Origin of the sequence: Roseateles aquae (assembly GCF_032337115.1) — a bacterium.
Taxonomy (GTDB): Bacteria; Pseudomonadota; Gammaproteobacteria; order Burkholderiales; family Burkholderiaceae_C; genus Roseateles_C; species Roseateles_C aquae.
The window spans coordinates 275,310-298,205 of sequence record NZ_JAVXZY010000002.1; the positions used below are offsets into that span (position 1 = coordinate 275,310).

Consider the following 22,896-nt stretch of genomic DNA (forward strand, 5'->3'; position numbering starts at 1 on the left):
AATGCGCGCTTCGCCTGCCCAAGCCTGCCATGCCTGATACCCAAGCTCCCCTGCCCCGCCAACGCGTGCTCTCCGGCATGCGGCCGACCGGCGCCCTGCATCTGGGCCATTACCACGGCGCGTTGAAGAACTGGGTGCGGCTGCAGCAGGCCTATGACTGCTTCTTCTTCGTGGCCGACTGGCATGCGCTGACCACCCATTTCCAGGACAAGAGCATCGTCGAGCGCAATGTCTACGACATGGTGGTCGACTGGCTGGCCGCTGGCCTGGACCCCGAGCAATGCACGCTCTTCATCCAGAGCCGCATGCCCGAGCATGCCGAGCTGTTCACGCTGCTGGCCATGAGCACGCCGCACAGCTGGCTGGAGCGCATGCCCAGCTACAAGGACCAGGTCGAGAAGAACCGCGAACTGGCGACCTATGGCTTTTTGGGCTACCCCTTGCTGCAGGCGGCTGACATCCTGATCTACAAGGCCGGTCTGGTGCCGGTGGGCGAGGACCAGGCGGCGCACGTCGAGGTCACCCGCGAGGTGGCGCGCCGCTTCAACAACATCTATTGCGGCGACACCCCGATCCTGCCCGAGCCGCAGGCCTTGCTGACCGAGACCTCCAAGCTGACCGGCCTGGACGGGCAGAAGATGAGCAAGAGCTATGGCAACACGATCGCCATGCGCGACGAGCCGGCCGTCGTTGAGGACAAGATCCGCAAGATGGCGACCGACCCAGCGCGCGTGCGGCGCACTGATGCCGGCGACCCGTCCCGCTGCCCGGTCTGGGAGTTCCACAAGCTCTACTCGGACAGCGACACCCGCGCCTGGGCCGAGGCCGGCTGCAAGAGCGCCGGCATTGGCTGCCTGGACTGCAAGCAGCCGGTCATCGACGCCATCGTCAGGGAGCAACAGCCCTGGCGCGAGCGCGCCGATGAGTTCCTGTCCAACCCGAAGCAGGTGCACTGGATCGTCGAGGTTGGCACCGAGCGAGCTCGCGCGGTCGCGCGCAAGACGCTGAAGGAAGTGCGCAGCGCCATGGGCCTGGCCTACTGAGCGCAAGCCATGGCTGGCATTCACATCACCGATATCGAAGCCGCCATCAACTGGTGGCGCGAACGCGAGCCCGGCCAGGACGGCCTGCAGGCCAGCGCGCCGGTGCAGGCGCTGGCCGAGGTCTATGCGCTGATGGTTTATTACCGCGAGAGCGATTGCGACGAGGACAGCATGCCCGCCGCCGCCCGCGAGGCCTGGCTACGCTGGTACGAGAGCACGCCCGACGCCCCCTGCATTGCGATCTGCTCGACCAGCCAGGGCGACGAGATCTGCAAAGGTTGCGGCCGCACCTTCGACGAGGTGCAGAACTGGCCGGTAATGACACCCGCCGAGAAGCGCATCAGCTGGCGCCGCATCTCGATGGAGGCCACGGCCTGGCGCTTCAACCGCTATGCCGAGCGGGCGCGCGAGTTCGTCGGCATTGATCACCCGCAAGGCCAAGCGCCAGGGCAGGCAGAGGCTGGCACTTGATGAGCGCCGGCCACTTCGACAGCCTGCGCCGTCTGCTGCCACTGGCCTGGCCGGTCTTCATCGGCCAGATTGCCGTGCTGTCCTATTCCACCGTGGACACCGTGCTGGTCGCACGCGCCTCGGCCAATGATCTGGCCGCGCTGTCGGTCGGCTCGGCGGTGTTCTTCACCGTCTTCATCGGCCTGATGGGCATCGTGCTGGCGATCTCGCCGGTGGTTGGCCAGCTCTTCGGCGCCGGCAAGCTGCGCGAGGCTGGCGATGAATTGCACCAGACCGTCTGGCTGGCGCTGGCGCTGACGGTGCTGGGCGAAGCACTGCTGCTCTTCCCCGGCCCCTTGCTGGACATCGCCCGCGTCGGGCCCGAGGTCGAGGCGCGGGTGCGCGGCTATCTGCTGGCGCAGGCGGCCGCCCTGCCGGCCAGCCTGCTGTTCACCGCCTACCGTGGTTTCAACACGGCGGTGTCGCGGCCCAAGGCGGTGATGGTGCTGCAGGTTGGTGGCTTGGCACTCAAACTGCCATTGAGTCTGCTGCTGGTTCAGGGGGTTAGCGCGCTCGGGCTGCCGCCGATGGGCGCCGTCGGTTGCGGCATCGCCACCGCCATCGTCATGTGGAGCCAGGCCCTGGTCGCTGCCGTGCTGCTGCGGCGCGATCCCTTCTACGCCCAGTTCGGCCTGCAAGAAGGTGGCCTGCATCGGCCCCGGCTGCAGGCGCTGAAGCAGTTGTTGAAGCTGGGCCTGCCCATGGGCGGCGCCATCCTGATCGAGGTCACCGGCTTCACCTTCATGGCCATCTTCATCGCCCGCCTGGGCGCCACGCCAGTGGCCGGTCACCAGCTGGCGGTCAATTTGATTGCGCTGATGTTCATGATGCCGATGGCGCTGGGCAATGCGGCCGGCACCTTGGTCGCGCAAAGCCTGGGCGCCCACCGCCACGCCGAGGCGAGGCGCCTGGGCTGGCACAGCCTGGAGATCGGCATGGCGCTGGCCTTTGTGCTCGGCGGCCTGGTGTTTTTTGCCCGCGAGCCGGTGCTCAGGCTCTACACCGATGACGCCAGCATCCTGGCCGCAGCGATGCCGCTCTTGCTCTGGGTCTGGCTCTTCCATCTGGGCGATGCCGGCCAGACGATTGCCGCCTTCGTGCTGCGCGCCCACCACATCGCCACCGCACCCATGCTGATCTATGCGCTGGCCGTCGCCGGCCTGGGCCTGGGGGGCGGCTTTGCACTGGCCTTCGGTCATCTGCCGGCCTTGCCGCAGGACTGGCAAGGCGCCCCCGGCTTCTGGATTGCCGCCACCGCCGGACTGGTCTCGGCCGCGCTGCTGCTCAGTGGCCTGCTGGCCTATGTGCACCGGATCGAAGCGCGGGAAAACCGCAGGGACGCGCTGCCCGCAGGTGCTGAGCACTGAGCCCTCGGCGCTGCATCATCCTGCCAGCGGCAAACTCAGCACAAACTCGCTGCCGCCGCCCTCGCGCGCCTCGCAGCGCACCGTGCCCTGGTGGCGCTGGGCAATCTGCTTGACCAGGCTCAGACCCAGACCCACGCCGCCCGCCTGCTCGGCATGGCCGGGCAGGCGAAAGAAGGCCTCGAAGATACGCTCGCGCATCGCTTCGGGCACGCCCGGGCCGCGGTCACAAACACGCAGCTCCAATCGCTGGCCCTGCTGGCGCAGGCGCAGCAGCACCTCGCCGCCGCCATAGCGGCGCGCGTTCTCAAGCAGATTGCGCAGGGCACGACGCAGCAGGCGTTCTTCGCCGCTGATGCGCAGCGTGCTGATGGCATCGTCCTCGGCATCCAACTCGGCGCCGCTGCGTGCGGCTTCCTCGGCGGCCACGGCAAGGATGTGCACCGGCTCCTTGCCGCCGCTGCCCTGCTGGGCGTCGGCCTCCAGGCGGCTGGCCAGCAAGACCTCTTCGACCAGCGCATCGAGCTCGGCGATATTGGTGTGAATCTCCCGCTGAAGGCGCTCACGCTGTGCGCCACTGGCCTCGTCCAGCATTGCAAAAGCCATCTTCAGCCGCGCCAAGGGCGAGCGCAGCTCATGGCTGGCATTGGCGAGCAGGCTTTGATGTGAGTGCAGCAACGCCTCGATGCGGGCGGCGGCCTGATTGAAGCTGCTGGCCAGGGCGGCGACCTCGTCGCGGCCCTCGTCGTGCACGCGATGGCTGAGCTTGCCGGCACCGAACTGCTCGACACCGGCCTTCAGCGCTTCCAGCCGACGGGTCAGCCGGCGCACCACAGGGAAAGCACCGGCGGCGACACCGACGAAGAGCAGGAGCAAGAGAATCACCAGCACCTGGCCGTTGGGGCGGTGGCCCAGCGGGCCGAAACCCGGCCAATGCGGCTCTTCACGGCGCAGGCCACGCCCCTCGGCAAGGCGAGCAGCGCCGCCTTCCTGGCCGCCCTGGGCAAAGCCGGGTGGCGGCCGTTGCGGTCGAACGAAACTGATGCGCCGGCCATCGTCGAGAACGATTTGCACCATCCTGGCGGTATCGCCCGTTTCCTCTCGCCGCTCAAAGGCCTCAGAGGTCGCGATGCGTCGGCCTTTGGCGTCATCCAGTGCAATCGCCATCCGCAGCCGCTGGGCCCAATCTTCAAAGACCTGCGCCTGCTCGGCGCGTGCTGCCGTGGCCGGCGGCAGCACGCGCTGGATCAGCTGGGCGATGGCCTGGGTGCGATCGGACACCGCGCTTTCGACATGCCCTCGCTCCTGCTCAATCTGGCGCTGGAACAACCAGGCCGAGCCGAAGGCGAAGGCCGCCAGCACCAGCACCAGCGTCAGGTAGATGCGCCAGTACAGCGCCTTCACTCAGCGCCTTCCGCGTCCTGCTTGCGGGCAAACACATAGCCGGCGCCACGCACCGTCAGCACCCGGCGAGGTGCCTTGGGATCGTCTTCAATGACGGCGCGTATCCGCGAGATGTGCACATCGATGGAGCGATCGAATGCCTCCAGTGGGTGACCCTTGAGCGCGTCCATGATCTGGTCGCGCGACAGCACCCGGCCCGGGCTCTGCGCCAGCACCACCAGCAGGTCGAACTGGTGGCTGGTCAGGTCGCAGGGTTTGCCGTCCAGCCGCGCCATCCGGGCCGCCAGGTCAACTTCCAGGCGACCAAAGCGCAGCAACTCCGCGCCATCGCCGGCCGGTTCCAGCCGGCGCAGCAGCGCCTTGACGCGGGCCTGCAACTCGCGCGGCTCGAACGGTTTGGCCAGGTAATCGTCGGCGCCGAGTTCCAGGCCAAGGATGCGGTCCATCGGTTCGCCGCGGGCCGACAGCATCAGCACCGGCAGCCGGCGCAGGCGGTTGTCGCCGCGCAGTTCGCGGCAGAAGTCCAGCCCATCGCCATCGGGCAGCATCAGGTCCAGCACCAGCAGATCGGGCAGGTGCTCGGCCAGATGCTGGCGCGCCTTGGCCAGACTGCCGGCCACGCTCAACTCGAAACCGGCGGCGCTGAGGTAATCAGCCAGCATGCCGGTGAGGCGGGCATCGTCATCGATCAGAAGCAGTTTGGAACTCATGCGTCGGGACTGGGTGGCTGAAGCCAACACCGCCATATCGCCAAGCGCCGAACTGGCCTGCGACGCCGCTGCGGTGTGGCTGCTGGGAGGCGCAAGCATAAGGCCTCAGTTGCCGTGGCCGCCAGCGCGCTCAGCCATGCGCGCCTGGCGCTTCTTGGCCAGCGCCACAAACTTGGCGCGCTGTTCCGGCGTCAGCACGCGTGCGGCGTCGATCATCGCCTGGCTCATGCGCTTGGCAACCTGCTCATGCTGGGCCTGAATCTGCAGGCGCAGCGCCTCGATAGCGGCAGCATCGATATTGGTCGCGCCGAACAGCGTCAGCATCTGTCCATGCAGATCCTGGCCGCTGCTGTGCATGGCCTTCACATCGGCGCGGGCCTGATCCATGATGGCCTTGATCTGGCTGCGCTGGGCGTCACTGGCGTCCACCACATCGAGCAGATGCTCCATCCGCACGCCAGGCAAGCCACCAGGGCCAGCGTGACCACCGTGAGCCCCCATCGGGCCCGCATGACCTTGGGCCGAGGCCAGGGCAGCACCACCAGCGAGCAGCAGGCCCAGGCCCAGCTTCTTCAATGCAGTGAGGGCAGTGTTCGTCGTCATCTTGAGCTCCCGGCTCTGTTTGCGATGACTGCATCTTCACGCGGCCAGGTAACCCCGCCATGGGCCAGCCGTAAAGATCTGTGAAGAATGAAAAAGGCCGTCTTGCGACGGCCTTGATGCTTGGCGGCGGCGCATGGCCGCGGGCTTACTTGATCGGCTTGAAGCGCATGCGCTTGGGGCGTGCGCCTTCCTCACCGAGGCGCTTCTTCTTGTCGGCTTCGTACTCGTGGAAGTTGCCGTCGAAGAAGAACCACTGCGAATCGCCTTCGCAGGCCAGGATGTGGGTACAGATGCGGTCCAGGAACCAGCGATCGTGCGAGATCACCATCGCGCTGCCGGCGAATTCCAGCAGCGCTTCTTCCAGCGCGCGCAGGGTTTCGACGTCCAGGTCGTTCGACGGTTCGTCCAGCATCAGCACATTGCCGCCCTGGGCCAGGGTCTTGGCCAGGTGCAGACGGCCACGCTCCCCCCCGGAGAGCTGGCCGACCATCTTCTGCTGGTCGTTGCCCTTGAAGTTGAAGCGGCCGATATAGGCGCGGCTGGGCATGACGAACTTGCCGACGACGATATTGTCCAGGCCGCCGGAGACGTCTTCCCAGACCGTTTTGTTGGCGTCCAGGCTTTGACGGCTCTGGTCGACAAAGGCCAGCTTGGCCGTCTTGCCGATCTTGACCGTGCCCGAATCCGGCTGCTCGACACCCTGGATCATGCGGAACAGCGTCGACTTACCGGCACCGTTGGGGCCGATGATGCCGACGATGGCGCCGGCCGGCACCTTGAAGCTGAGGTTGTCGATCAGCACGCGGTCGCCAAAGCTCTTGCTGACGCCTTCGAACTCGATCACCTCATTGCCCAGGCGCTCGGCCACGGGAATGAAGATCTCGTTGGTTTCGTTGCGCTTCTGGTATTCGACGTCGCTCAGTTCCTCGAAGCGGGCCAGACGCGCCTTGCTCTTGGCTTGCCGGCCCTTGGCATTGGAGCGCACCCACTTCAGTTCTTCCTTCATCGCCTTGGTGCGGGCGTCTTCACTCTTTTGCTCCTGCTCCAGGCGGCGTTCCTTCTGGTCCAGCCAGTCGGAGTAGTTGCCCTTCCAGGGAATGCCGTGGCCGCGGTCCAGTTCCAGAATCCACTCGGCGGCGTTGTCCAGGAAGTAGCGATCGTGGGTGATGGCCACCACGGTGCCGGGGAAGCGTTGCAGGAACTGCTCCAGCCACTCGACCGATTCGGCGTCCAAGTGGTTGGTTGGTTCGTCCAGCAGCAGCATGTCGGGCTTGGACAGCAGCAGGCGGCACAGCGCGACGCGGCGTTTTTCACCGCCGGAGAGCACGCCGATCTGGGCGTCCCAGGGCGGCAGGTTCAGTGCATCGGCAGCCAGTTCCAGCTGCAGATCGGTGTTTTCGGAACCGGCAGCAGCAATGATGGCCTCCAGCTCGCCCTGCTCGGCGGCCAAAGCGTCGAAATCGGCATCCGGCTCGGCATAGGCGGCATACACCTCGTCCAGGCGTTTCTTGGCTGCCAGCACGCCGCCAATGCCCTCTTCCACCGCCTCGCGGACGGTCTGCTCGGGGTTCAGCTTGGGCTCCTGCTCCAGATAGCCGATCTTGATGCCGGGCATCGGGATCGCTTCACCCTCGAACTCCTTGTCCACGCCGGCCATGATCTTCAGGATGGTCGACTTGCCCGAGCCGTTCAGGCCCAAGACGCCGATCTTGGCGCCGGGGAAGAACGACAGCGAGATGTCCTTGAGGATGTGGCGCTTGGGGGGAACCGTCTTGTTGACACGGTTCATCGAGAAAACGTACTGGGCCATGGAGGGTCCTGTGTGAGGGTACGGTGCTGGTGGTGCAAGGTGGGCGCGCTGGCCCTGCGGCTGGCGCCAAACCGCGTATTGTCGCAGCTTCGTGCGCACTGCAAAGCGATGCAGCTGCCAATCCGGTGAAAACCCGCTCTGTGTGAGGGCTGGCAGGCCTCACTACACTGCCGCCCATGCCGCAGCATCTGCTGCACGACACTGGGAGCTCCTCGATGAAGACAAGCGTCAAGACCTGCCTGTTCACCGCCGGCCTGCTGCTCGCCCTCGGCCTGCAGGCGCAGACCCTGCGCTGGGCCAGCCAGGGCGATCCGCAGACCATGGATCCGCACTCGCAGAACGAGTCGATGACGAACATGATGAATGGTCAGGTCTATGAGACGCTGACCAAACGTGATCGCGAGCTCGGCATCGGCCCGGGCCTGGCCACCGAGTGGAAGCAGATCTCGCCGCTGCAATGGCGCTTCAAGCTGCGCCCCAACGTGAAGTTCCACGACGGCAGCCCCTTCACCGCCGACGACGTGGTGTTCTCGATCAACCGCGCCAAGGATCTGGCCTCGATGATCCGCGCCTACGCGATGGCGGTGGGCACGCCCAAGAAGGTGGATGCCTTGACAGTCGATTTCGTGCTCGACAAGGTCGACCCGGTGTTCCTGCAGCACATCGACACGCTCTTCATCATGAGCAAGAGCTGGAGCGAAGCGCACAAGACCACCAAGCCGCTGAACTTCAAGGACAAGGAAGAGACCTACGCCGCGCTGCACGCCAATGGCACCGGCCCCTATATGCTGGTCAGCCGCCAGCCTGGCATCAAGACGGTCTACAAGCGCAACCCGGCCTGGTGGGGCAAATTCGAAGGCAATGTGCAGGAGATCGTCTACTCGCCAATCAGCAATGACGCGACCCGGCTCGCCGCGCTGGTGTCCGGCGAGATCGATCTGGTGCTGGACCCGGCGCCGCGCGACATCCCCCGGCTGCGCACCACGCCCGGTGTGCGCATCATCGACGGGCCGGAGAACAGGCTTATCTTCGTCGGCATGGACCAGTTCCGCGACAAGCTGCTTTACGGCAATGTGCCGGGCGACAAGAACCCCTTCCAGGACGTGCGCGTGCGCCGGGCGCTCTACCAGGCCATTGATACCGAGGCGATCAGGACCAAGCTGATGAACGGCCTGTCCCTGCCCACCGGCGGGCTGACGCCCTCGTCCAAGGGCGGCTATGACGACGCCCAGATCGAGGCGCGCCTGCCTTACGACATGGCTGCCGCCAAGAAGCTGATCGCCGAAGCCGGCTACCCGAACGGCTTCGAGGTGACGATGGACTGCCCCAACAACCGTTACATCAACGACGAGGAAGTCTGCATGGCGCTGGCCTCGATGTGGGCGCAGCTCAAGGTCAAGGTCAAGGTCAATGCCCAGCCGCGGGTCATCACCTTCCCCAAGCTCGAAAAGCAGGACACCAGCCTCTATCTGTATGGCTGGGGCGGCTCCATCACCGACGCCGAGATCATGATGACGCCGGTGCTGCGCAATCGCGCGGAGAACGGCGTCGGCTACAACAACTTCGGCGGCTTCAAGAACGACAAGGCCGACCCACTCGCCGCGGCGTCCAGCGTCGAGGCCGACGCCGCCAAGCGCGAACAGCTGATCAAGAGCGCACTGCGTGAGTACAAGGAAGCCGTCAACATCATCCCGCTGCACCGCCAGATGATTCCCTGGGGTGTGCGCCAGAACGTCAACGCCGTGCACCGCAGCGACAACTGGCTGGAAGTGGCCTGGGTCAAGATTGGCAACTGAGCGCCCAGGCCTGCGGCGCACCCGCAAACGTGTATTTGCCACGTTTGCGCTTCGCCCTGGCGGCGCCAACGCAAGACCTTTTGCTCTGGCGCCCACAGATAAGCCTATAGAATCCGCCCCGCAGCACCGCTTCAGTCATGGTGCCGCAGTCGCTTCCGACCACCATCCCCTCGCTTGAGCCTTCCGACTGGCGCCCTCAGTTTCTGAGCGGTGACAGGCCGAACGAACCTGCCCCAGGAACACGGGGCGAATCCAAACCACATGCATTTTGCTGACCTCGGCCTGGCCGAACCTATCCTGCGCGCCGTTCGCGACCAGGGTTACGAGACCCCTACCCCCATTCAAGCGCAAGCAATTCCCGCCGTCCTGCAAGGCGGCGATCTTTTGGCTGGCGCCCAGACAGGCACCGGCAAGACCGCCGGCTTTACCCTGCCGATGTTGCACCGTCTTTCGGCCGGTGCCCCGCTGCTGAACAAGCGTGGCAAGCCCGCCATCCGCGCCCTGGTGCTGACGCCAACCCGCGAACTCGCCGCCCAGGTCGAGGAAAGCGTGCAAACCTATGGCAAATACCTGCCGCTGAAGAGCATGGTGATGTTCGGCGGCGTCGGCATGCAGCCGCAGATCAACCGCCTGCGCGACGGTGTCGACATCCTGGTGGCCACCCCCGGCCGCCTGCTCGACCATGCGCAGCAAGGCACGCTGGACCTATCGCAGGTGCAGATGCTGGTGCTCGACGAAGCCGACCGCATGCTGGACATGGGCTTCATCCACGACATCAAGAAGGTGCTGGCGCTGTTGCCGGCCAAGAAGCAGAGCCTGCTGTTCTCGGCCACCTTCTCCGACGACATCAAGGCCCTCGCCGACCGTCTGCTGAACCAGCCGGCCCTGATCGAAGTGGCCCGCCGCAACCAGACCAATGACGCGATTGCGCAGAAGGTCCATCCGGTGGGCCGCGAGCGCAAGAAGGAATTGCTGGCCCATCTGATCAAGGACGGCAACTGGCATCAGGTGCTGGTCTTCACGCGGATGAAGCACGGCGCCAACCGCCTGACCGATTACCTGAATGACCAGGGCATCAGCGCCATGGCCATCCACGGCAACAAGAGCCAAGGCGCCCGCACCAAGGCGCTGGCCGAGTTCAAGAGCGGTGAGCTGACCTGCCTGGTGGCCACCGACATCGCGGCCCGTGGCATCGACATCGACCAGCTGCCCCACGTCGTCAACTTCGAGCTTCCCAATGTGCCCGAGGACTATGTGCACCGCATCGGCCGTACCGGTCGTGCTGGCGCCCAGGGCGAAGCGGTGTCGCTGGTCTGTGTAGACGAAAACGGTTTCCTGCGCGAGATCGAGAAGCTGATCAAGCGCGAGATTCCCAAGGAGATCGTGCCCGGCTTCGCGCCCGATCCCAACGAGCGCGCCGAACCGATCGTGCTGGGCCGCATGGTGCTCAACGGCAATGGCAGCCGCAGCGCGGCCGGCCGTGGTGGCAATCGCGGCGGCGGCGGACGCCCGGGTGCTCCGCGTGGCGACTCGCGCGGCGAGGCTCGCCCGCAAGGTGGCCAGCCGGGAGGCGGCCGTGGCGGCCCGCGTGGCGAGGCTCGCCCCCAGGGTGGTGGCGGTGGCAACGGTGGCGGCAAAGGCGGTGGCCGTGGCCAGCAGCCGGCGCGTGCCGGCCAGGCGCCGCGTGCGGCAGCGCCGGCAGGTGCTCGCACTGGTGGCGGCGGCGGCGGTGGCCGTCCGCAAGGCGCACGGCTGACCCAGCCCAAGCGCTAAAGCCAAGAAAGCAGGCGCTAGCAGCGCAAGACAGCGTCTGAACCACGCTGTCACACAGGCCAGATCCAAGGCCCGTGCCAACTCCACAAGGAGCGGGCTCGGGCCCTTTTTCATTTGCGCCCTTCACCGCGCTGCTCAGGCCGGATTTGGCCCTACCATCGCGCCATGAGTCATCTACAGCACCCCGTCTGGGTGGCCGGCGCCAGCGGTCTGATTGGTCGCGCACTGCTGACCGAACTGGCGCGGCAGCCGGTCCAGGTTCATGCGCTGTTGCGCCGCGCGCAAGACCTGACCCCTGGCCTCCATCTGCAGCTGCATCTGATCGATCATCAGCGCGCCGATCTCGGCGGCGGCCTGCCGGCCCCGGAGGCCGTCTTCATCGCTTTGGGCACGACGATTGCGCAGGCCGGTTCGGAAGCGGCATTTCGCGCCGTTGATCTCGATGCCGTCGTCAACGTCGCCCGTGCGGCCCGGGTGATGGGCGCGCGGCGCTGCGCCGTGGTCTCGGCCCTGGGCGCTGATACCGGCTCGGCGGTGTTCTACAACCGCGTCAAGGGCGAGATGGAGGAAGCACTGCGCTCGCTGCACTTTGCCCATCTGCTGATCGCGCGGCCCTCGCTGCTGCTCGGCGACCGCACGCAGCTGGACCAGCCCGGTCGCAGCGGCGAGCGCTGGGCCCAGCGGCTCAGCGGCCCGCTGGGCGGCCTGATCCCCAAGCGCTGGCGGCCGATTGCGGCCGAACGGGTGGCCCGCGCCATGGTGCTTGCGCTGGCGCAGTCCGGGCCGGCGGTGCATGTGCTGGAATCGGCGCAACTGCAGGACTTGGGAACATCATGAAGCTGACCTTTCTCGGCGCCGCCGATGCCGTCACCGGCTCGCGCCATCTGCTCGACACCGGCGACCGCCGCCTGCTGCTGGATTGCGGCCTGTTCCAGGGCTTCAAGGTGCTGCGCGAGCGCAACTGGGCGCCGCTGGGTGTATCGCCGGCCAGCATCGACGCGCTGCTGCTCTCGCACGCCCATCTCGACCACAGCGGCTACATCCCGGCGCTGGTGCGCCAAGGCTTCAAGGGCCAGATCTTTTCGAGCCCGGCCACCCGTGCGCTGTGCGAGGTGCTGCTGGCCGACAGCGCCCATCTGCAGGAAGAAGACGCTCGCCGTGCCAACCGCGCCGGCAGCAGCCGCCACGACAAGGCGCTGCCGCTGTACACCTTGGCCGATACCAAGAAGGCGCTGGCTCATTTCGTCGGCCTGCCGCGCGATGGCCGGCTCAAGCTCGGCCAGACCGAGATCCGCTTCACGCCGGTCGGCCATCTGCTTGGTGCCAGCGCCATCACCGTCAAGGCCGGCGGCAAGACCATCGTCTTTTCCGGCGATGTCGGTCGCGCCAACGATCTGATGATGCCGGCACCGCAGCGGCTCGAGGAGGCCGATGTACTGCTGATCGAATCGACCTACGGCAACCGCCTGCATCCGGCCGAGGATGTGCAGCAGCGCCTGGCACAGATCATCCGCAGCACCTTGCGCCGTGGCGGCAGCCTGCTTCTGCCCAGCTTCGCCGTCGGACGCGCCCAGGCCCTGCTCTTGGTGCTGCAGCGCCTGCGCATCAGCGGCGAGCTGCCCGACGATGTGCCGATCTTCCTGGACAGCCCGATGGCCCGCGAAGCCACCGAGATCACCCAGAAGTACGCCAAGTTGCTGCGCACCAGCCCGACCGAAGCCGCGCGGATGAGCAACGGCGTGCACATCATCCCCAAGGCGACCGAATCGCTGAAGACCGCATCGATGGTGGCCAAGCGCAGCGCCATCATCATCTCGGCCAGCGGCATGGCCACCGGCGGCCGCGTGCTGAACTACCTCAAGACGCTGGCGCCAGACCCGCGCCACCACATCTGCTTCCCTGGCTTCCAGGTCGGCGGCAGCCGCGGTGCCAAGATGATCGAGGGCTGCCGCGAGATCAAGATGCATGGCGAGTTCGTGCCGGTCAATGCCGAGATCAGCCATCTGGAGGGCTTTTCCGGGCATGCCGATGCCGATGGGCTGATGGCCTGGATGCGCGGCTTCAAGCGCGCCCCCGAGCAGGTCTTCGTCGTCCACGGCGAGCCGGCGGCCAGCGATGCGCTGAGAAGCCGCATCCAGGACGAGCTCGGCTGGCGTGTCCGTGTGCCGCAGCATGGCGAAACCGTGGCGCTCTGACGCCGAGTCGATTGTTCCGAGCGCCCTTGTCCCGGCGCTGCTCCTCGTGAGATGAAGACCCAGCCCATCGTTCCCGCCCGCGTCGATTTCTCTGACGCCCTGGCCCCGCAGTCGCCCGACTATGGCGACGTCTATCACAGCCGCGCCGGCGCCTTTGGCCAGGCCCAGCACGTCTTTCTGGCCGGCAATGGCCTGCCCGAGCGCTGGCGTGGCCGGCCGCGTTTTGTCATTCTCGAAACCGGCTTTGGCTTGGGTAATAACTTTCTGGCGACATGGGCCGCCTGGAAGGCCGATCCGCAGGCCAGCGCGCAGCTGATCTTCATCAGCATCGAGAAGCACCCGCTCAGCCGCGATGACCTGGCGCGTGCCCATGCCAGCAGCGGCGCGCCCGAGCTGGCTGCGCAGCTGATCGAAGCCTGGCCGCCGTTGACACCCAATCTGCATCAGCTGGACTTCGAGCAAGGCCGCGTCAAGCTGCTGTTGGCGCTGGGTGAGGCTCGCGCCTGGCTCAGCGAGCTGGTGGCCAACGTCGATGCGATCTACCTCGATGGCTTTGCGCCCAGCCGCAACCCGGAACTCTGGGATCGCCACACGCTGAAGCTGCTGGCCCGCTTTGCGACACCGGGCACGACGGCCAGCAGCTGGTGTGTGCAAGGCAGCGTGCGAGAGGCACTGCGCGCCGCTGGCTTCGAGCTGCGCAAGGCCCCCGGCTTTGGCAACAAGTGGCAGATGTGCAAGGCCCGCTACGCGCCGCGCTTCGAGCCGCGCGCACCGGCCGGCCGTGCCGCACTGGCAGCTGAGGCACAGGAGGTGCTGATCCTCGGCGCCGGGCTGGCCGGCGCAGCCTGCGCACAGGCGCTGCGCCGCGTCGGCATGCGCTGTCGGGTCATCGACGCGGCCTCAGCCCCGGCCCAACGTGGCTCGGGCAATCCCGGTGGGCTGTTCCATGGCACGCTCAATCCCGACGATGGCCTGCACGCCCGCTTCAACCGCGCCGCCGCGCTGCGCACCCGGCAATGGCTGGCGGCCGGGCCGGCGCTGAGCTGGCAGCAACAGGGCCTGCTGCGGCTGGAGACCCGGCGCAGCTTGGCCGAGATGCAGGCGCAGATCGACAGGCTGGGCCTGCCGCCCGACTATGTGCAGGCGCTGGACGCGGCAGCCGCCAGCGCGCTGGCTGGCCTCCCGCTGCAGCAGCCGGCCTGGTTCTATCCCGGCGGCGGCGCTTTGCCGCCGGCCGAGCAGGTGCGCACGCTGCTGGGCGACACCCCGCTGCAGAGCGGTGCCCCGGTTGATCGCCTGCAGCACAGCGGTAATGAATGGCAGCTGCTGGACGCGCAAGGGCAGTTGATCGCCAGCACCGAGGCCCTGCTGCTGGCGCCCGGCGCCGATGGCCTGCACCTGCTGCAACAGCTGGCGCCAGAACTGCCGCTGCGGCGCCAGCGTGGTCAGCTCAGCCGTCTCGAGCCGCAGCCGGGACTGCCCCGCCCGAGGCTGCCGGTGGCCGGCAGCGGCTATGCGATTGCCGCGCCAGACGGTGGCCTGTGGTGCGGCGCCACCGCGCAGGATGATGATGAAGACGCCGCGCTGCGCGCCGAGGATCAGGCCCACAACCTGGCCCAGCTGAGCCAGCTGTGCGGCTGGCCGGCGCTAGGCATGCCGCAAGCGCTGCAGGGCCGGGTCGGCTGGCGGCTGCTGGCGCCGGATCGGCTGCCGCTGGTCGGCGGCCTGCCCGACCCAACCTACACCGGACGGCGCGATCAGGTGCGGCTGATTCCGCGTTTGCCTGGCCTCGTGCTGTGCACCGCGCTGGCCTCGCGCGGCATCGGCTGGGCCGCCTTGTGCGCCGAGCTGGCGGTGGCCCAGCTGCTGGGCAGCCCCTGGCCGCTGGAAGCCGGGCTGGCCGACGCGCTGGACCCGGCTCGCTTCAGTACCAGGGCCTGATTCAGCGCGCGCCCTTGCCGCCGCCCTTGCCGCCGCTTGCGGGCCCCTGAGCCGCGGGCTGCCTGCGCCTGTGCTGCTGCGTTATCCTCGGGCCAAGAGGGTCGCGAGGAGGGGCTACACCAACAGCTCGGCTGGTGCATGGACCCGTCCCCCACACTGCCGCCACAGCCGCCGGCCACACCGCCGTCAGGTGAGCTGCAGGCATTGCTGCACGGGCTGCGCCACACCATGCTGTTCCGTCAGACAGCGGCCGAGCGGCCCGACCTCGACGCCCTGAGGCGACTCGCTGGCGACAGCGCCGATCGGCTTGAAATCGACGCGCTGGAACTGCTCTACCTGCCGCCACAGGCAATCGATCAAGCCCGCAGCCTGCTGCCACGCGCGGCGGAACTGCTGGCCCAGGCGCAGCAGCGGGGCGCGCCTCATGCCGAGGCCGCGGCCTGGCGGGCCATCTACTGGCTGCAACTGCAGCTCAAGCTCTTTGCCGCCGCCCTGCACAGCATCGCGATGGCGATTCGCGTCTATGAGCAAGTCGGCGAGCATGAGCTGGTCTTTGCGCTGATGGCCAGCCGCTGCACCCTGCTCTACTCCGCCGAGATGGTCACCGAGCTGCGCGAGGCCGCGCGTCAGCTGCTGCAGCAGGCCGATCGGCTGGATCCCATCCAGCATCACCAGATCCTCAATTGCGCTGCCAGCGCGGCCTACTTTCTGGCGATGGAGCTGGAGCAAGACGGCGGTAGTGAAGCGCAGTCAGCCCCGCTGTGGCAGGAATGCGTGGCCTTGCACCGGCAGGCGCTGGCCATGGCCGAAAAGCTGGACCTGCCGCTGCAAAGCTCGGTCAGCCGGATGAATCTGGCCATCGTCAGTGCCACCCGTGGTGACCTGGCCTTGTGCGAGCCGCTGCTGGCCAAGCTGGCGCTCGGCGTGACCGCTCAGCTGCCCGGCGCCGAGCAATGGATCGCCCATTGCCGGCTGCTGATGCGTTGCCACCAAGGCGATCCGACCGAAGTCTGGCCCGAGCTGCTGGCGCTGCAAGAAACACTGAACGAGCCCGCGATGGCCCTGCCGGGCTTGCGCGAGGCACATCTGCGGGCGATCGAGCGTTTCGGCCTGCGCTGGGGTCATGTAGACGCTGCGCTGCAGGCCTCAAGGCTGCAGCTGCAGCTGCGCTGTCAGCAGACCCGCGACCTCGGCCAGGCGCTCGGGGAGACGGTACAGGAGGTGATGGAACACCCGCGCCTGCTGTTCGAGAACGAGGCTTTGAGCCGGCAAGGCGATGCGCTGCAGCATTCGCTGCTGGAGCGCAATGCCGAGCTCCAGCGTGCGCTGCGCAAGCTCGAGGCCGAGGCCGAGGTCCGCCAGGCGGCCGAACAGGCGCTGCAGCGCACCCATGATGATCTGGAACGCCAGGTGCAGGCACGCAGCGCCGAGCTGGAGCGGGCCATGCGCCAGCTGATGGCCCAGGAGCGGCAGCTGGCGCTGTCGCGGATGGTCGCCGGCATGGCCCATGAGATGAACACGCCGCTGGACACCGCCCGCATGGCGGCCAGCGCGATCCAGGAAAGCAGCCGGGAGTTGCGCCAGCGGCTGGCCGAGTCCGGGCTGAAGCGGGCCCAGCTCGAGCAGCTGGATGCCGTGCTGGCCCAGGGTCTGGCGCTGATGCAGCGTGCGCTGGACCGGGTCACCCAGCTGCGCCAGCGCTTTGCCTCCGTCACCCAGAACGCCGCGCAGGAGCCGGCACAGCGCTTTGACGCGGTCGAGCTGATCGAGGCGATGGCGCGCGGCTGGCACGCCCTGCTGCACCAGCGCTCGGTCCGCCTGCAGCTGGACCTGCCGGGGCAGGCCGAGCTGATGGGTCATCCGGATGCGCTGCGCCAGGTGCTGCAGCAGCTGCTCGAGAACAGCCTGCAGCATGGCTTGAGCGGCCGCAGCGATGGCGTGCTGACGCTGGCGCTGCGCGATGAAGGCGTCAGCTGGCTGCTCGGCTGGGCCGATAACGGCTGCGGCATTCCGGCACAGCATCTGCCGCGTGTCTTTGAGCCCTTCTTCACCACCCAGCTCGGCCGCAGCGGCACGGGACTGGGCCTGAGCAGCGTGCACAGCCTGGTCGTTGACTTGATGGGCGGCGAGCTGCAGCTGCACAGCGAGCCCGGCCGCGGCACCAGCCTGCAGATTCGCCTCGCCAAGCCCGGCCTGGCGGTGAAGGCCTCCCGCCAGACCAGCACGAGCGGGAGCGCGCGATGAGCAACAACGCGCAGCATCAGCGCATCGAGGCCTTGTTGGCGCGGCTGCGCCTGAGCATGGCAGGCTGGCAGGATCTGGAGGCGCCGCAATGGGTCAGCGAGATCCGCGCGCTGGAACCGGACGCCGCCCAACTGCTCGAGCTGGAAGCGCTGGCCCAGTTTGCCGAGATCGGCGATGAGCGCGAGCGCGCCCAGCAGCAACTGCACTACGCCCAGCAGCTGCAGCATGCGGCACAGCAGCTCGGCACCGAGCTGGCCGAGGCGGCCGCCTGGCGGCTGATGCATGGCTTGCAAAGCCTGCTGCACCAGCACCAGGCGGCGCTGCACAGCGCCGGCATGGCGGCCACGCTGTACCGCCGCTGTGGCCAGCGCGGCCTGGCCCAGGCCATGCTGGTGTCGCGCAACAATGTGCTGTTCCATCTGGAGCTGTTCCAGGAGCTGCTGCAGTCCTGCGAGGCCTTGCTGGCCGATCCGCAGGACATCAGCCCGGCCTTCCTGCATCGGGCCCGCAATGGCGCGGCCTCAGCCTGTTTCAGCCTGGCCAATGAAGCCGGCAACGAAGCCGATCACCGGCAGCTGATGCAGCGCGCCTTGGCGCATCATCAGGCAGCCTTGGAGTTGGCAGAGCAGCATGGACTGACGCTGCTCTGCGGGATCAGCCATACCAATCTCAGCGTGGTCAATGCCATGCTGGGCCAGACGGCGACAGCGCGCCAGCATCTTGCCGCCGTGAAACGCATGCCCGAGGTGGCCGGCGGGCGGCCTGGCTGGGCCGCCTGGCAGCGCTATGCCGCTGCATTGATTGAAGCTCAGGAAGAGGCTTTGGAAGTGACGCTCGGCGCAGCCAAGAGCACAGAATCGGCATGGGCACGTTTGCTCGCGCTCAGCGAGTCGCTCGGCGAGGACAGCCTGAACAATGGCCCGGCGCATGAATCCTGCCTGCACGCCATCGTCTGGATGGGACCCGCCAGGGGCAAGAGCCTGGACGCGCTGCAGGCCAATCGCAAACTGCTGAGCCTGCAGCGACGCAACAAGCTGGCTCTGTCTGCGGCCCTGGGCGAAACGGTCAACAAGGTGCTGGCCCAACCTCAGCTGGAGCAACGCCAACAGCAGCTGCAAGCCCAGGGCAGCGTGCTGGAACAGGCGCTGGCGCAGCGCAATGCCGAGCTCAGCCTCGCCCTGGCCAAACTGCAGACAGAGATGACGATTCGACTGGGCGCCGAGGCCGCTCTGCAACGCGCCCACGATGAGCTGGAAGTGCGCGTGCAGCAGCGCAGTGCCGAACTGAGCCAGGCCAGCCACACCTTGCTGCTGCAGGAAAAGCAGCTCTCGCTGTCGCGCCTGGTCGCCGACAGCGCCGCGCTGATGGGCCCGCCGCTGGGCCAGGCCCATCAGGCGCTGCAGCAGCTGGACTTGCTGCAGCCGCAGCTGCAGGCCCTGCTGAGCGGTCTGACGGTGCGACGTGGTGAACTGGACCAGTTGCTGGAAGGGTTGGAGCAGAGCAGCGGCGTCACCGATGGCGCGCTGCAGGCGCTGGCACAGCAGGTGCAACGTTTCAAGGCGCTTGATCTGCAGGCCTGAGACAGGTCTGCATGCATCGGCTCGGGCCACCGGAAAGCGCGACTTCTGTCGCAGCCACCGCACATGTCGCCACCTGAAGCGGAGGGCTGCACGGCGCCGCTGCGCTATTCTTGCCGCAGGGGAGGCCCATGGACATCGCCGCAGGTGATGAATGAGCCAGGCAGTACCACAGCAACCAACAGATCCTGAGGCGGCGCCAGACGCACGGCTTTTGGCAGCGCTGGCCCGATTGCGGCACCACCCCGCTGGGCTGGTGCCACGAGGCGTTGCCGACGAGCTCGTCCGCCTGAATCGACTCTCCCCAAGCCCTGAACAAAGCCTGGAGCTCGAGGCTCTGGCGCTGCTGTTCCGGCCGCAGGACGCCGGCTATTCGGCCCAGTCAGCACTTGCCCAGGTCACCTTGCTGCTGGGACGCTGCCAGACGGCCCAAGCCGCCCTCGCCGAGGCCGCCGCCTGGCGCGCCCTGCAATGGCACCAGATGCAGCTCAAGCTGTTCAAGCCGGCCCTGCACAGTGCCGCGATGGCGGCAGCCCTGTATGACCGCGAGGGCGAGGCCGAGCTCAGCATCGCCATGCGGGCCGGCCGCTGCAAAGTGCTCTACATGGCCGAGATGTACCCCGAGCTGCGCCAGACCGCCGCCGAGCTCCTGAGCGAGTCGGCCACCATCGGCCCCAAGACCTTGCATCTGGTGCTCAATAGCGCGGCCACCGCGGCCTATTACCTGGCGATCGAGATTGACGCTGAACGGCTGTATTCGGATGAGCCAGAGCGTGCTGCGGCGTTGAATGCACAGGCCACAGCGCTCTGGGATGAATGCCTGCGCCATCACCGGGCCGCCCTGCAACTGGCCGACACCCACGGCCTGGTGCCGCAGAACTACTTCAGCCATGTCAATCTGGCGGTGGTCTGCGCCACCCTGGGCCTGCCCGACGAATGCCGCCTGCACATGGCCGCGCTGGGCGAAGCCGATGTCGACGAGAACCATGTCCCCGGCTGGTGGCAATGGCGCGAGCATTGCGAGGTGCTGCTGCTGTGCCACAGCGCCGGCCCGGCCGAGGCGATGGCGGCGCTGTTGGCGGCCGAACAGCGCCTGGCCGCGGCGCCCAACCGCATCACCGGCGTGATGGAGGCCACACTGCAGGCGATCGAGCGTTTCGGGCAGCGCTGGGGCTTTTACGACGAAGCCTTGCGCGCCAGCATGGCCCATCTGCAATCGCAACGCCAGCTGACCCGCGATCTCGGCAAGGCGCTGGACGATACCGCGGTGGCCGTGATGGAACAGCCGCGGCTGCTGCACGAGAACGCCGAGCTGGCACGCCAGGGCTCGGCGCTGGAGAGCTCGCTGCTGCAGCGCAATGCCGAACTCAGCAATACGCTCGGCCGGCTGCAGGCCGAGGCGAGCATCCGCCATGCCGCCGAGGCGGCCTTGCAGGCCGCCCATGACGAGCTGGAGCAACAGGTGGCGGCGCGCACCGCCGAGCTGGAGCAGGCCATGCTGACGCTGATGCAGCAGGAGAAGCAGCTGGCGCTGTCGCGGATGGTGGCCGGCATGGCGCATGAGATGAATACGCCGCTGGATAACGCACGGATGGCCACCAGCGCCATCCAGGAGCGCAGCCGGGAGCTCAAGGCCATGCTGGCCCAGGGCGGCTTGCGGCGGGTACAGCTGCAACAGCTGCTGCAGGCCTTGGAGCAAGGCGGTGACCTGATGGGCCGTGCACTCGCCCGTGTCAGCCATCTGCTGCAACGTTTTCGCAGCCTGGCCCAGCACCAGGGGCGTGAGCAAAGCGCCGAGTTCGATCTGGTCGAGCTGCTGCTGGCAACGGCGCAGAGCTGGCAAAACCTGCTGCACCAGCAGGCGGTGCGTCTGCAGCTGGAACTTCCTGATGACGCACCACTACGCGGTTATCCCGATGCGATCCGCCAGGTGCTGCAACAGCTGCTGGAGAACAGCTTGCAGCATGGCCTGCGCGAACGCAGCGACGGCCTGATCACGCTGCGCCTGCAGCCCTGCCCCGATCAGCTGGAGCTGGCCTGGGCCGACAACGGCTGCGGCATCAGCGCCGAGCATCTGCCCCATGTCTTCGAGCCCTTCTTCACCACCCAGCTGGGGCGCAGTGGCACCGGGCTGGGCCTGGCCAGCGTGCACAGCCTGGTCGTCGACCTGATGGGCGGCCAGTTGTGCCTGGATAGCGAACCCGGCCAGGGCACTTGCATCACCATCACCCTGCCCCGCGCCTGCCCGGCCGAACTGGACGAGCACGCGATCAGCGCCACCAAACGAACAGACAACAAAGTCGACAGCCCCACGCACGCGCAGGCCGACTGCCTGGGAGCCCAGCGATGAAGCGCCGCGCTGGAGAGACAAGGCCCGCGGCGGACGGCCCGGTCGAACAACTGCTGGTGCAGCTGCGCCACAGCATGATCGGCTGGCAGGAAATCGATGGCCCGCAGCGCATCGCGGAAATCCGCGCCTTCGGCCCGACGGCCGCCGAGCATCTGGAGTTGGAGGCGCTGGGCCAGTTCTTCAGCCTGACGGATGACCGTGAATTTGCACAGCAGCAGCTGCAGTACGCCAAGGACTTGCAGGAAGCCGCCAATCAGCTCGGTGCGGTCAAGGCGGAAGCGGCGGCCTGGCGGCTGATGCATGGCCTGCAGACCATGCTGAAGATGCACCAGGCGGCCTTGCACAGCGCCGGCACAGCGGCCACGCTCTACCGCAGCTGCGGTGAGACCATGCTGGCGCATGTGATGACGATGTCGCGGATGAACGTCTTCTTCCAGCTGGAGCTCTATCAGGAACAGCTGGACACGACGCTGCGGCTGATGGACGAGGCCGACGACCTGGCGCCGCCCTTCCTTCATCGCGCCATCAACAGCGCTGCCGGCGCCTGCTACTGCCTGGCCTACGAATGCCAGGAAGAGTCCCAGCACCAGCACTGGCTGCAGCAATCCAAGCAATACCAACAACGCGCGCTGCGGCTGGCGGCGGAGCATGAACTGCTGCTCCTGGGCACGATGAGCCGGCTGAATCTCTCGGTGGTGCACGCGATGCTCGGCGAGGTGGCCGATGCCCGCGAACAGATCGCCGCCCTGGACCAGGCCGACTCGCCGATCGCCGGCCGGCCCGGCTGGCAGGCCTGGCGGCGCCTGAGTGTCTGCATCACCGATGCACAGGATCACGGCGTGCCGCTCGAACAATCCTGGCCCGCGCTGCTGCAGCTGGCCCAGGATCTTGGCCAGGAGGCCCTCAACGACTCGGCCGCGCGCGAGGCCTGCCTGCACGCCATCGTGCGCATCGGCCCGCGCCGTGGCCAGGCTGCCGATGCCTTTCGGGCCAGCCAGCAGCTGCTCATGCTGCAGCGCCAGCACCGGCGCTCGCTCTCGCATGCGCTGGGCGACACGATTGGCGCCGTGATGGCGCAACCACAGCTGCTGGAGCAGCACCAGCTGCTGGTTGAAAAAGGCTCGGTGCTGGAACAGGCACTGGCCCAGCGCAATGCCGAGTTGAGCAGCGCGCTGGCCAAGCTGCAGACCGAGGCGGCCATCCGCCAAAGCGCCGAAGCCGCCTTGCAACGCGCCCATGCCGAGCTGGAACAGCAGGTGCAGCAGCGCAGCGCCGAGCTGCATCAGGCCACGCGAACGCTGATGCAGCAGGAAAAGCAGCTGTCCCTGTCGCGCCTGGTCGCTGCGAGTGCGGCCGAGATGAGTGAGCCGCTGAACCGAGCCCATGAGGCCGCGGCCCAGGTGCTGGCCCATCGCAGCCCGCTGGAACAGGCGCTGGCCGGCGTGGCCATGCGGCGCAGCGAGCTGGAGCAGCTGCTCGACAGCCTGGATGGCGCCGGCGCCGTCACCGACGCGGCATTGGAACGTGTGGCCCAGCTGGTACAGCGCTTCAAGGCGCTGGACGGCCAGGCCTGAGC

The 22,896-nt window shown here is 67.4% G+C and carries 16 protein-coding genes; 12 read left to right on the forward strand and 4 right to left on the reverse strand.

The window, feature by feature from the left end:
• Nucleotides 1–77: 77 nt before the first annotated feature.
• Genes trpS through RQP53_RS06545 form a run of 3 tightly spaced genes read left to right on the forward strand, consistent with a single transcriptional unit; the run spans nucleotide 78 to nucleotide 2,920 of the window.
• Complete coding sequence (gene trpS / locus RQP53_RS06535) at nucleotides 78–1,043, forward strand: tryptophan--tRNA ligase (protein WP_434064069.1); 966 nt, start codon at nucleotides 78–80, stop codon at nucleotides 1,041–1,043.
• A gap of 9 nt (nucleotides 1,044–1,052) precedes the next feature.
• Entirely contained in the window at nucleotides 1,053–1,514 is a 462-nt protein-coding gene (locus RQP53_RS06540) for a DUF3717 domain-containing protein (protein WP_315649418.1), read from the forward strand.
• Entirely contained in the window at nucleotides 1,514–2,920 is a 1,407-nt protein-coding gene (locus RQP53_RS06545; RefSeq protein WP_315649419.1) for an MATE family efflux transporter, read from the forward strand. The genes RQP53_RS06540 and RQP53_RS06545 overlap by 1 nt, the downstream gene beginning before the upstream one ends.
• Before the next feature lie 15 nt (nucleotides 2,921–2,935).
• Here RQP53_RS06545 and RQP53_RS06550 read toward each other — a convergent pair whose 3' ends face one another.
• The 4 genes from RQP53_RS06550 to ettA all read right to left on the reverse strand — a co-directional run bounded on the left by RQP53_RS06550 (nucleotide 2,936) and on the right by ettA (nucleotide 7,444).
• A complete protein-coding gene (locus tag RQP53_RS06550; RefSeq protein ID WP_315649420.1) occupies nucleotides 2,936–4,321 on the reverse strand; it encodes a sensor histidine kinase in 1,386 nt (461 codons plus the stop codon).
• A complete protein-coding gene (locus tag RQP53_RS06555; RefSeq protein ID WP_315649421.1) occupies nucleotides 4,318–5,031 on the reverse strand; it encodes a response regulator in 714 nt (237 codons plus the stop codon). Before RQP53_RS06555 ends, RQP53_RS06550 begins: the two co-directional genes overlap by 4 nt.
• A 105-nt stretch (nucleotides 5,032–5,136) precedes the next feature.
• Nucleotides 5,137–5,634, reverse strand: coding sequence for a Spy/CpxP family protein refolding chaperone (locus tag RQP53_RS06560; RefSeq protein WP_315649422.1), 498 nt, complete (start codon nucleotides 5,632–5,634; stop codon nucleotides 5,137–5,139).
• A gap of 145 nt (nucleotides 5,635–5,779) precedes the next feature.
• Nucleotides 5,780–7,444, reverse strand: coding sequence for an energy-dependent translational throttle protein EttA (gene ettA / locus RQP53_RS06565; protein WP_315649423.1), 1,665 nt, complete (start codon nucleotides 7,442–7,444; stop codon nucleotides 5,780–5,782).
• Between the two features lie 215 nt (nucleotides 7,445–7,659).
• On the opposite strand from ettA, the gene RQP53_RS06570 reads away from it, so the two are divergent.
• The 9 genes from RQP53_RS06570 to RQP53_RS06610 all read left to right on the forward strand — a co-directional run bounded on the left by RQP53_RS06570 (nucleotide 7,660) and on the right by RQP53_RS06610 (nucleotide 22,894).
• On the forward strand, nucleotides 7,660–9,240 hold the full coding sequence (locus RQP53_RS06570) for an ABC transporter substrate-binding protein (RefSeq protein ID WP_315649424.1): 1,581 nt from the start codon (nucleotides 7,660–7,662) through the stop codon (nucleotides 9,238–9,240).
• A 261-nt stretch (nucleotides 9,241–9,501) separates the two neighbouring features.
• Complete coding sequence (locus tag RQP53_RS06575; protein WP_315649425.1) at nucleotides 9,502–11,013, forward strand: DEAD/DEAH box helicase; 1,512 nt, start codon at nucleotides 9,502–9,504, stop codon at nucleotides 11,011–11,013.
• Nucleotides 11,014–11,178: 165 nt separating this feature from the next.
• Nucleotides 11,179–11,850: an NAD(P)H-binding protein gene (locus RQP53_RS06580; RefSeq protein WP_315649426.1), complete on the forward strand. Its 672-nt coding sequence runs from the start codon at nucleotides 11,179–11,181 to the stop codon at nucleotides 11,848–11,850.
• Nucleotides 11,847–13,208 carry an MBL fold metallo-hydrolase RNA specificity domain-containing protein gene (locus tag RQP53_RS06585; protein WP_315649427.1) on the forward strand — a complete coding sequence of 454 codons (1,362 nt, stop codon included), beginning with the start codon at nucleotides 11,847–11,849 and terminating at the stop codon, nucleotides 13,206–13,208. The genes RQP53_RS06580 and RQP53_RS06585 overlap by 4 nt, the downstream gene beginning before the upstream one ends.
• A gap of 51 nt (nucleotides 13,209–13,259) precedes the next feature.
• Nucleotides 13,260–15,149 (forward strand): bifunctional tRNA (5-methylaminomethyl-2-thiouridine)(34)-methyltransferase MnmC2/FAD-dependent 5-carboxymethylaminomethyl-2-thiouridine(34) oxidoreductase MnmC1, encoded by a 1,890-nt coding sequence (mnmC, locus tag RQP53_RS06590; protein ID WP_315649428.1) that lies wholly within the window; start codon nucleotides 13,260–13,262, stop codon nucleotides 15,147–15,149.
• Between the two features lie 138 nt (nucleotides 15,150–15,287).
• Complete coding sequence (locus RQP53_RS06595; RefSeq protein WP_315649429.1) at nucleotides 15,288–17,393, forward strand: HAMP domain-containing sensor histidine kinase; 2,106 nt, start codon at nucleotides 15,288–15,290, stop codon at nucleotides 17,391–17,393.
• Nucleotides 17,390–18,973: a tetratricopeptide repeat protein gene (locus RQP53_RS06600; protein WP_315649430.1), complete on the forward strand. Its 1,584-nt coding sequence runs from the start codon at nucleotides 17,390–17,392 to the stop codon at nucleotides 18,971–18,973. Before RQP53_RS06595 ends, RQP53_RS06600 begins: the two co-directional genes overlap by 4 nt.
• Nucleotides 18,974–19,226: 253 nt before the next feature.
• Nucleotides 19,227–21,320: a sensor histidine kinase gene (locus RQP53_RS06605; protein WP_315649431.1), complete on the forward strand. Its 2,094-nt coding sequence runs from the start codon at nucleotides 19,227–19,229 to the stop codon at nucleotides 21,318–21,320.
• The gene (locus tag RQP53_RS06610; protein WP_315649432.1) at nucleotides 21,317–22,894 is read left to right on the forward strand and encodes a sensor histidine kinase; all 1,578 of its coding nucleotides are present in this window, start codon (nucleotides 21,317–21,319) and stop codon (nucleotides 22,892–22,894) included. The genes RQP53_RS06605 and RQP53_RS06610 overlap by 4 nt, the downstream gene beginning before the upstream one ends.
• The last annotated feature ends 2 nt before the right edge of the window (nucleotides 22,895–22,896 follow it).

Coding starts and splice junctions, on each gene's coding strand:
- trpS (WP_434064069.1), top strand. CDS start 78: ATGCGGCCGACCGGCGCCCTGCATCTGGGCCATTACCACGGCGCGTTG.
- RQP53_RS06540 (WP_315649418.1), top strand. CDS start 1,053: ATGGCTGGCATTCACATCACCGATATCGAAGCCGCCATCAACTGGTGG.
- RQP53_RS06545 (WP_315649419.1), top strand. CDS start 1,514: ATGAGCGCCGGCCACTTCGACAGCCTGCGCCGTCTGCTGCCACTGGCC.
- RQP53_RS06555 (WP_315649421.1), bottom strand. CDS start 5,031: ATGAGTTCCAAACTGCTTCTGATCGATGACGATGCCCGCCTCACCGGC.
- RQP53_RS06560 (WP_315649422.1), bottom strand. CDS start 5,634: ATGACGACGAACACTGCCCTCACTGCATTGAAGAAGCTGGGCCTGGGC.
- ettA (WP_315649423.1), bottom strand. CDS start 7,444: ATGGCCCAGTACGTTTTCTCGATGAACCGTGTCAACAAGACGGTTCCC.
- RQP53_RS06570 (WP_315649424.1), top strand. CDS start 7,660: ATGAAGACAAGCGTCAAGACCTGCCTGTTCACCGCCGGCCTGCTGCTC.
- RQP53_RS06575 (WP_315649425.1), top strand. CDS start 9,502: ATGCATTTTGCTGACCTCGGCCTGGCCGAACCTATCCTGCGCGCCGTT.
- RQP53_RS06580 (WP_315649426.1), top strand. CDS start 11,179: ATGAGTCATCTACAGCACCCCGTCTGGGTGGCCGGCGCCAGCGGTCTG.
- RQP53_RS06585 (WP_315649427.1), top strand. CDS start 11,847: ATGAAGCTGACCTTTCTCGGCGCCGCCGATGCCGTCACCGGCTCGCGC.
- mnmC (WP_315649428.1), top strand. CDS start 13,260: ATGAAGACCCAGCCCATCGTTCCCGCCCGCGTCGATTTCTCTGACGCC.
- RQP53_RS06595 (WP_315649429.1), top strand. CDS start 15,288: ATGGACCCGTCCCCCACACTGCCGCCACAGCCGCCGGCCACACCGCCG.
- RQP53_RS06600 (WP_315649430.1), top strand. CDS start 17,390: ATGAGCAACAACGCGCAGCATCAGCGCATCGAGGCCTTGTTGGCGCGG.
- RQP53_RS06610 (WP_315649432.1), top strand. CDS start 21,317: ATGAAGCGCCGCGCTGGAGAGACAAGGCCCGCGGCGGACGGCCCGGTC.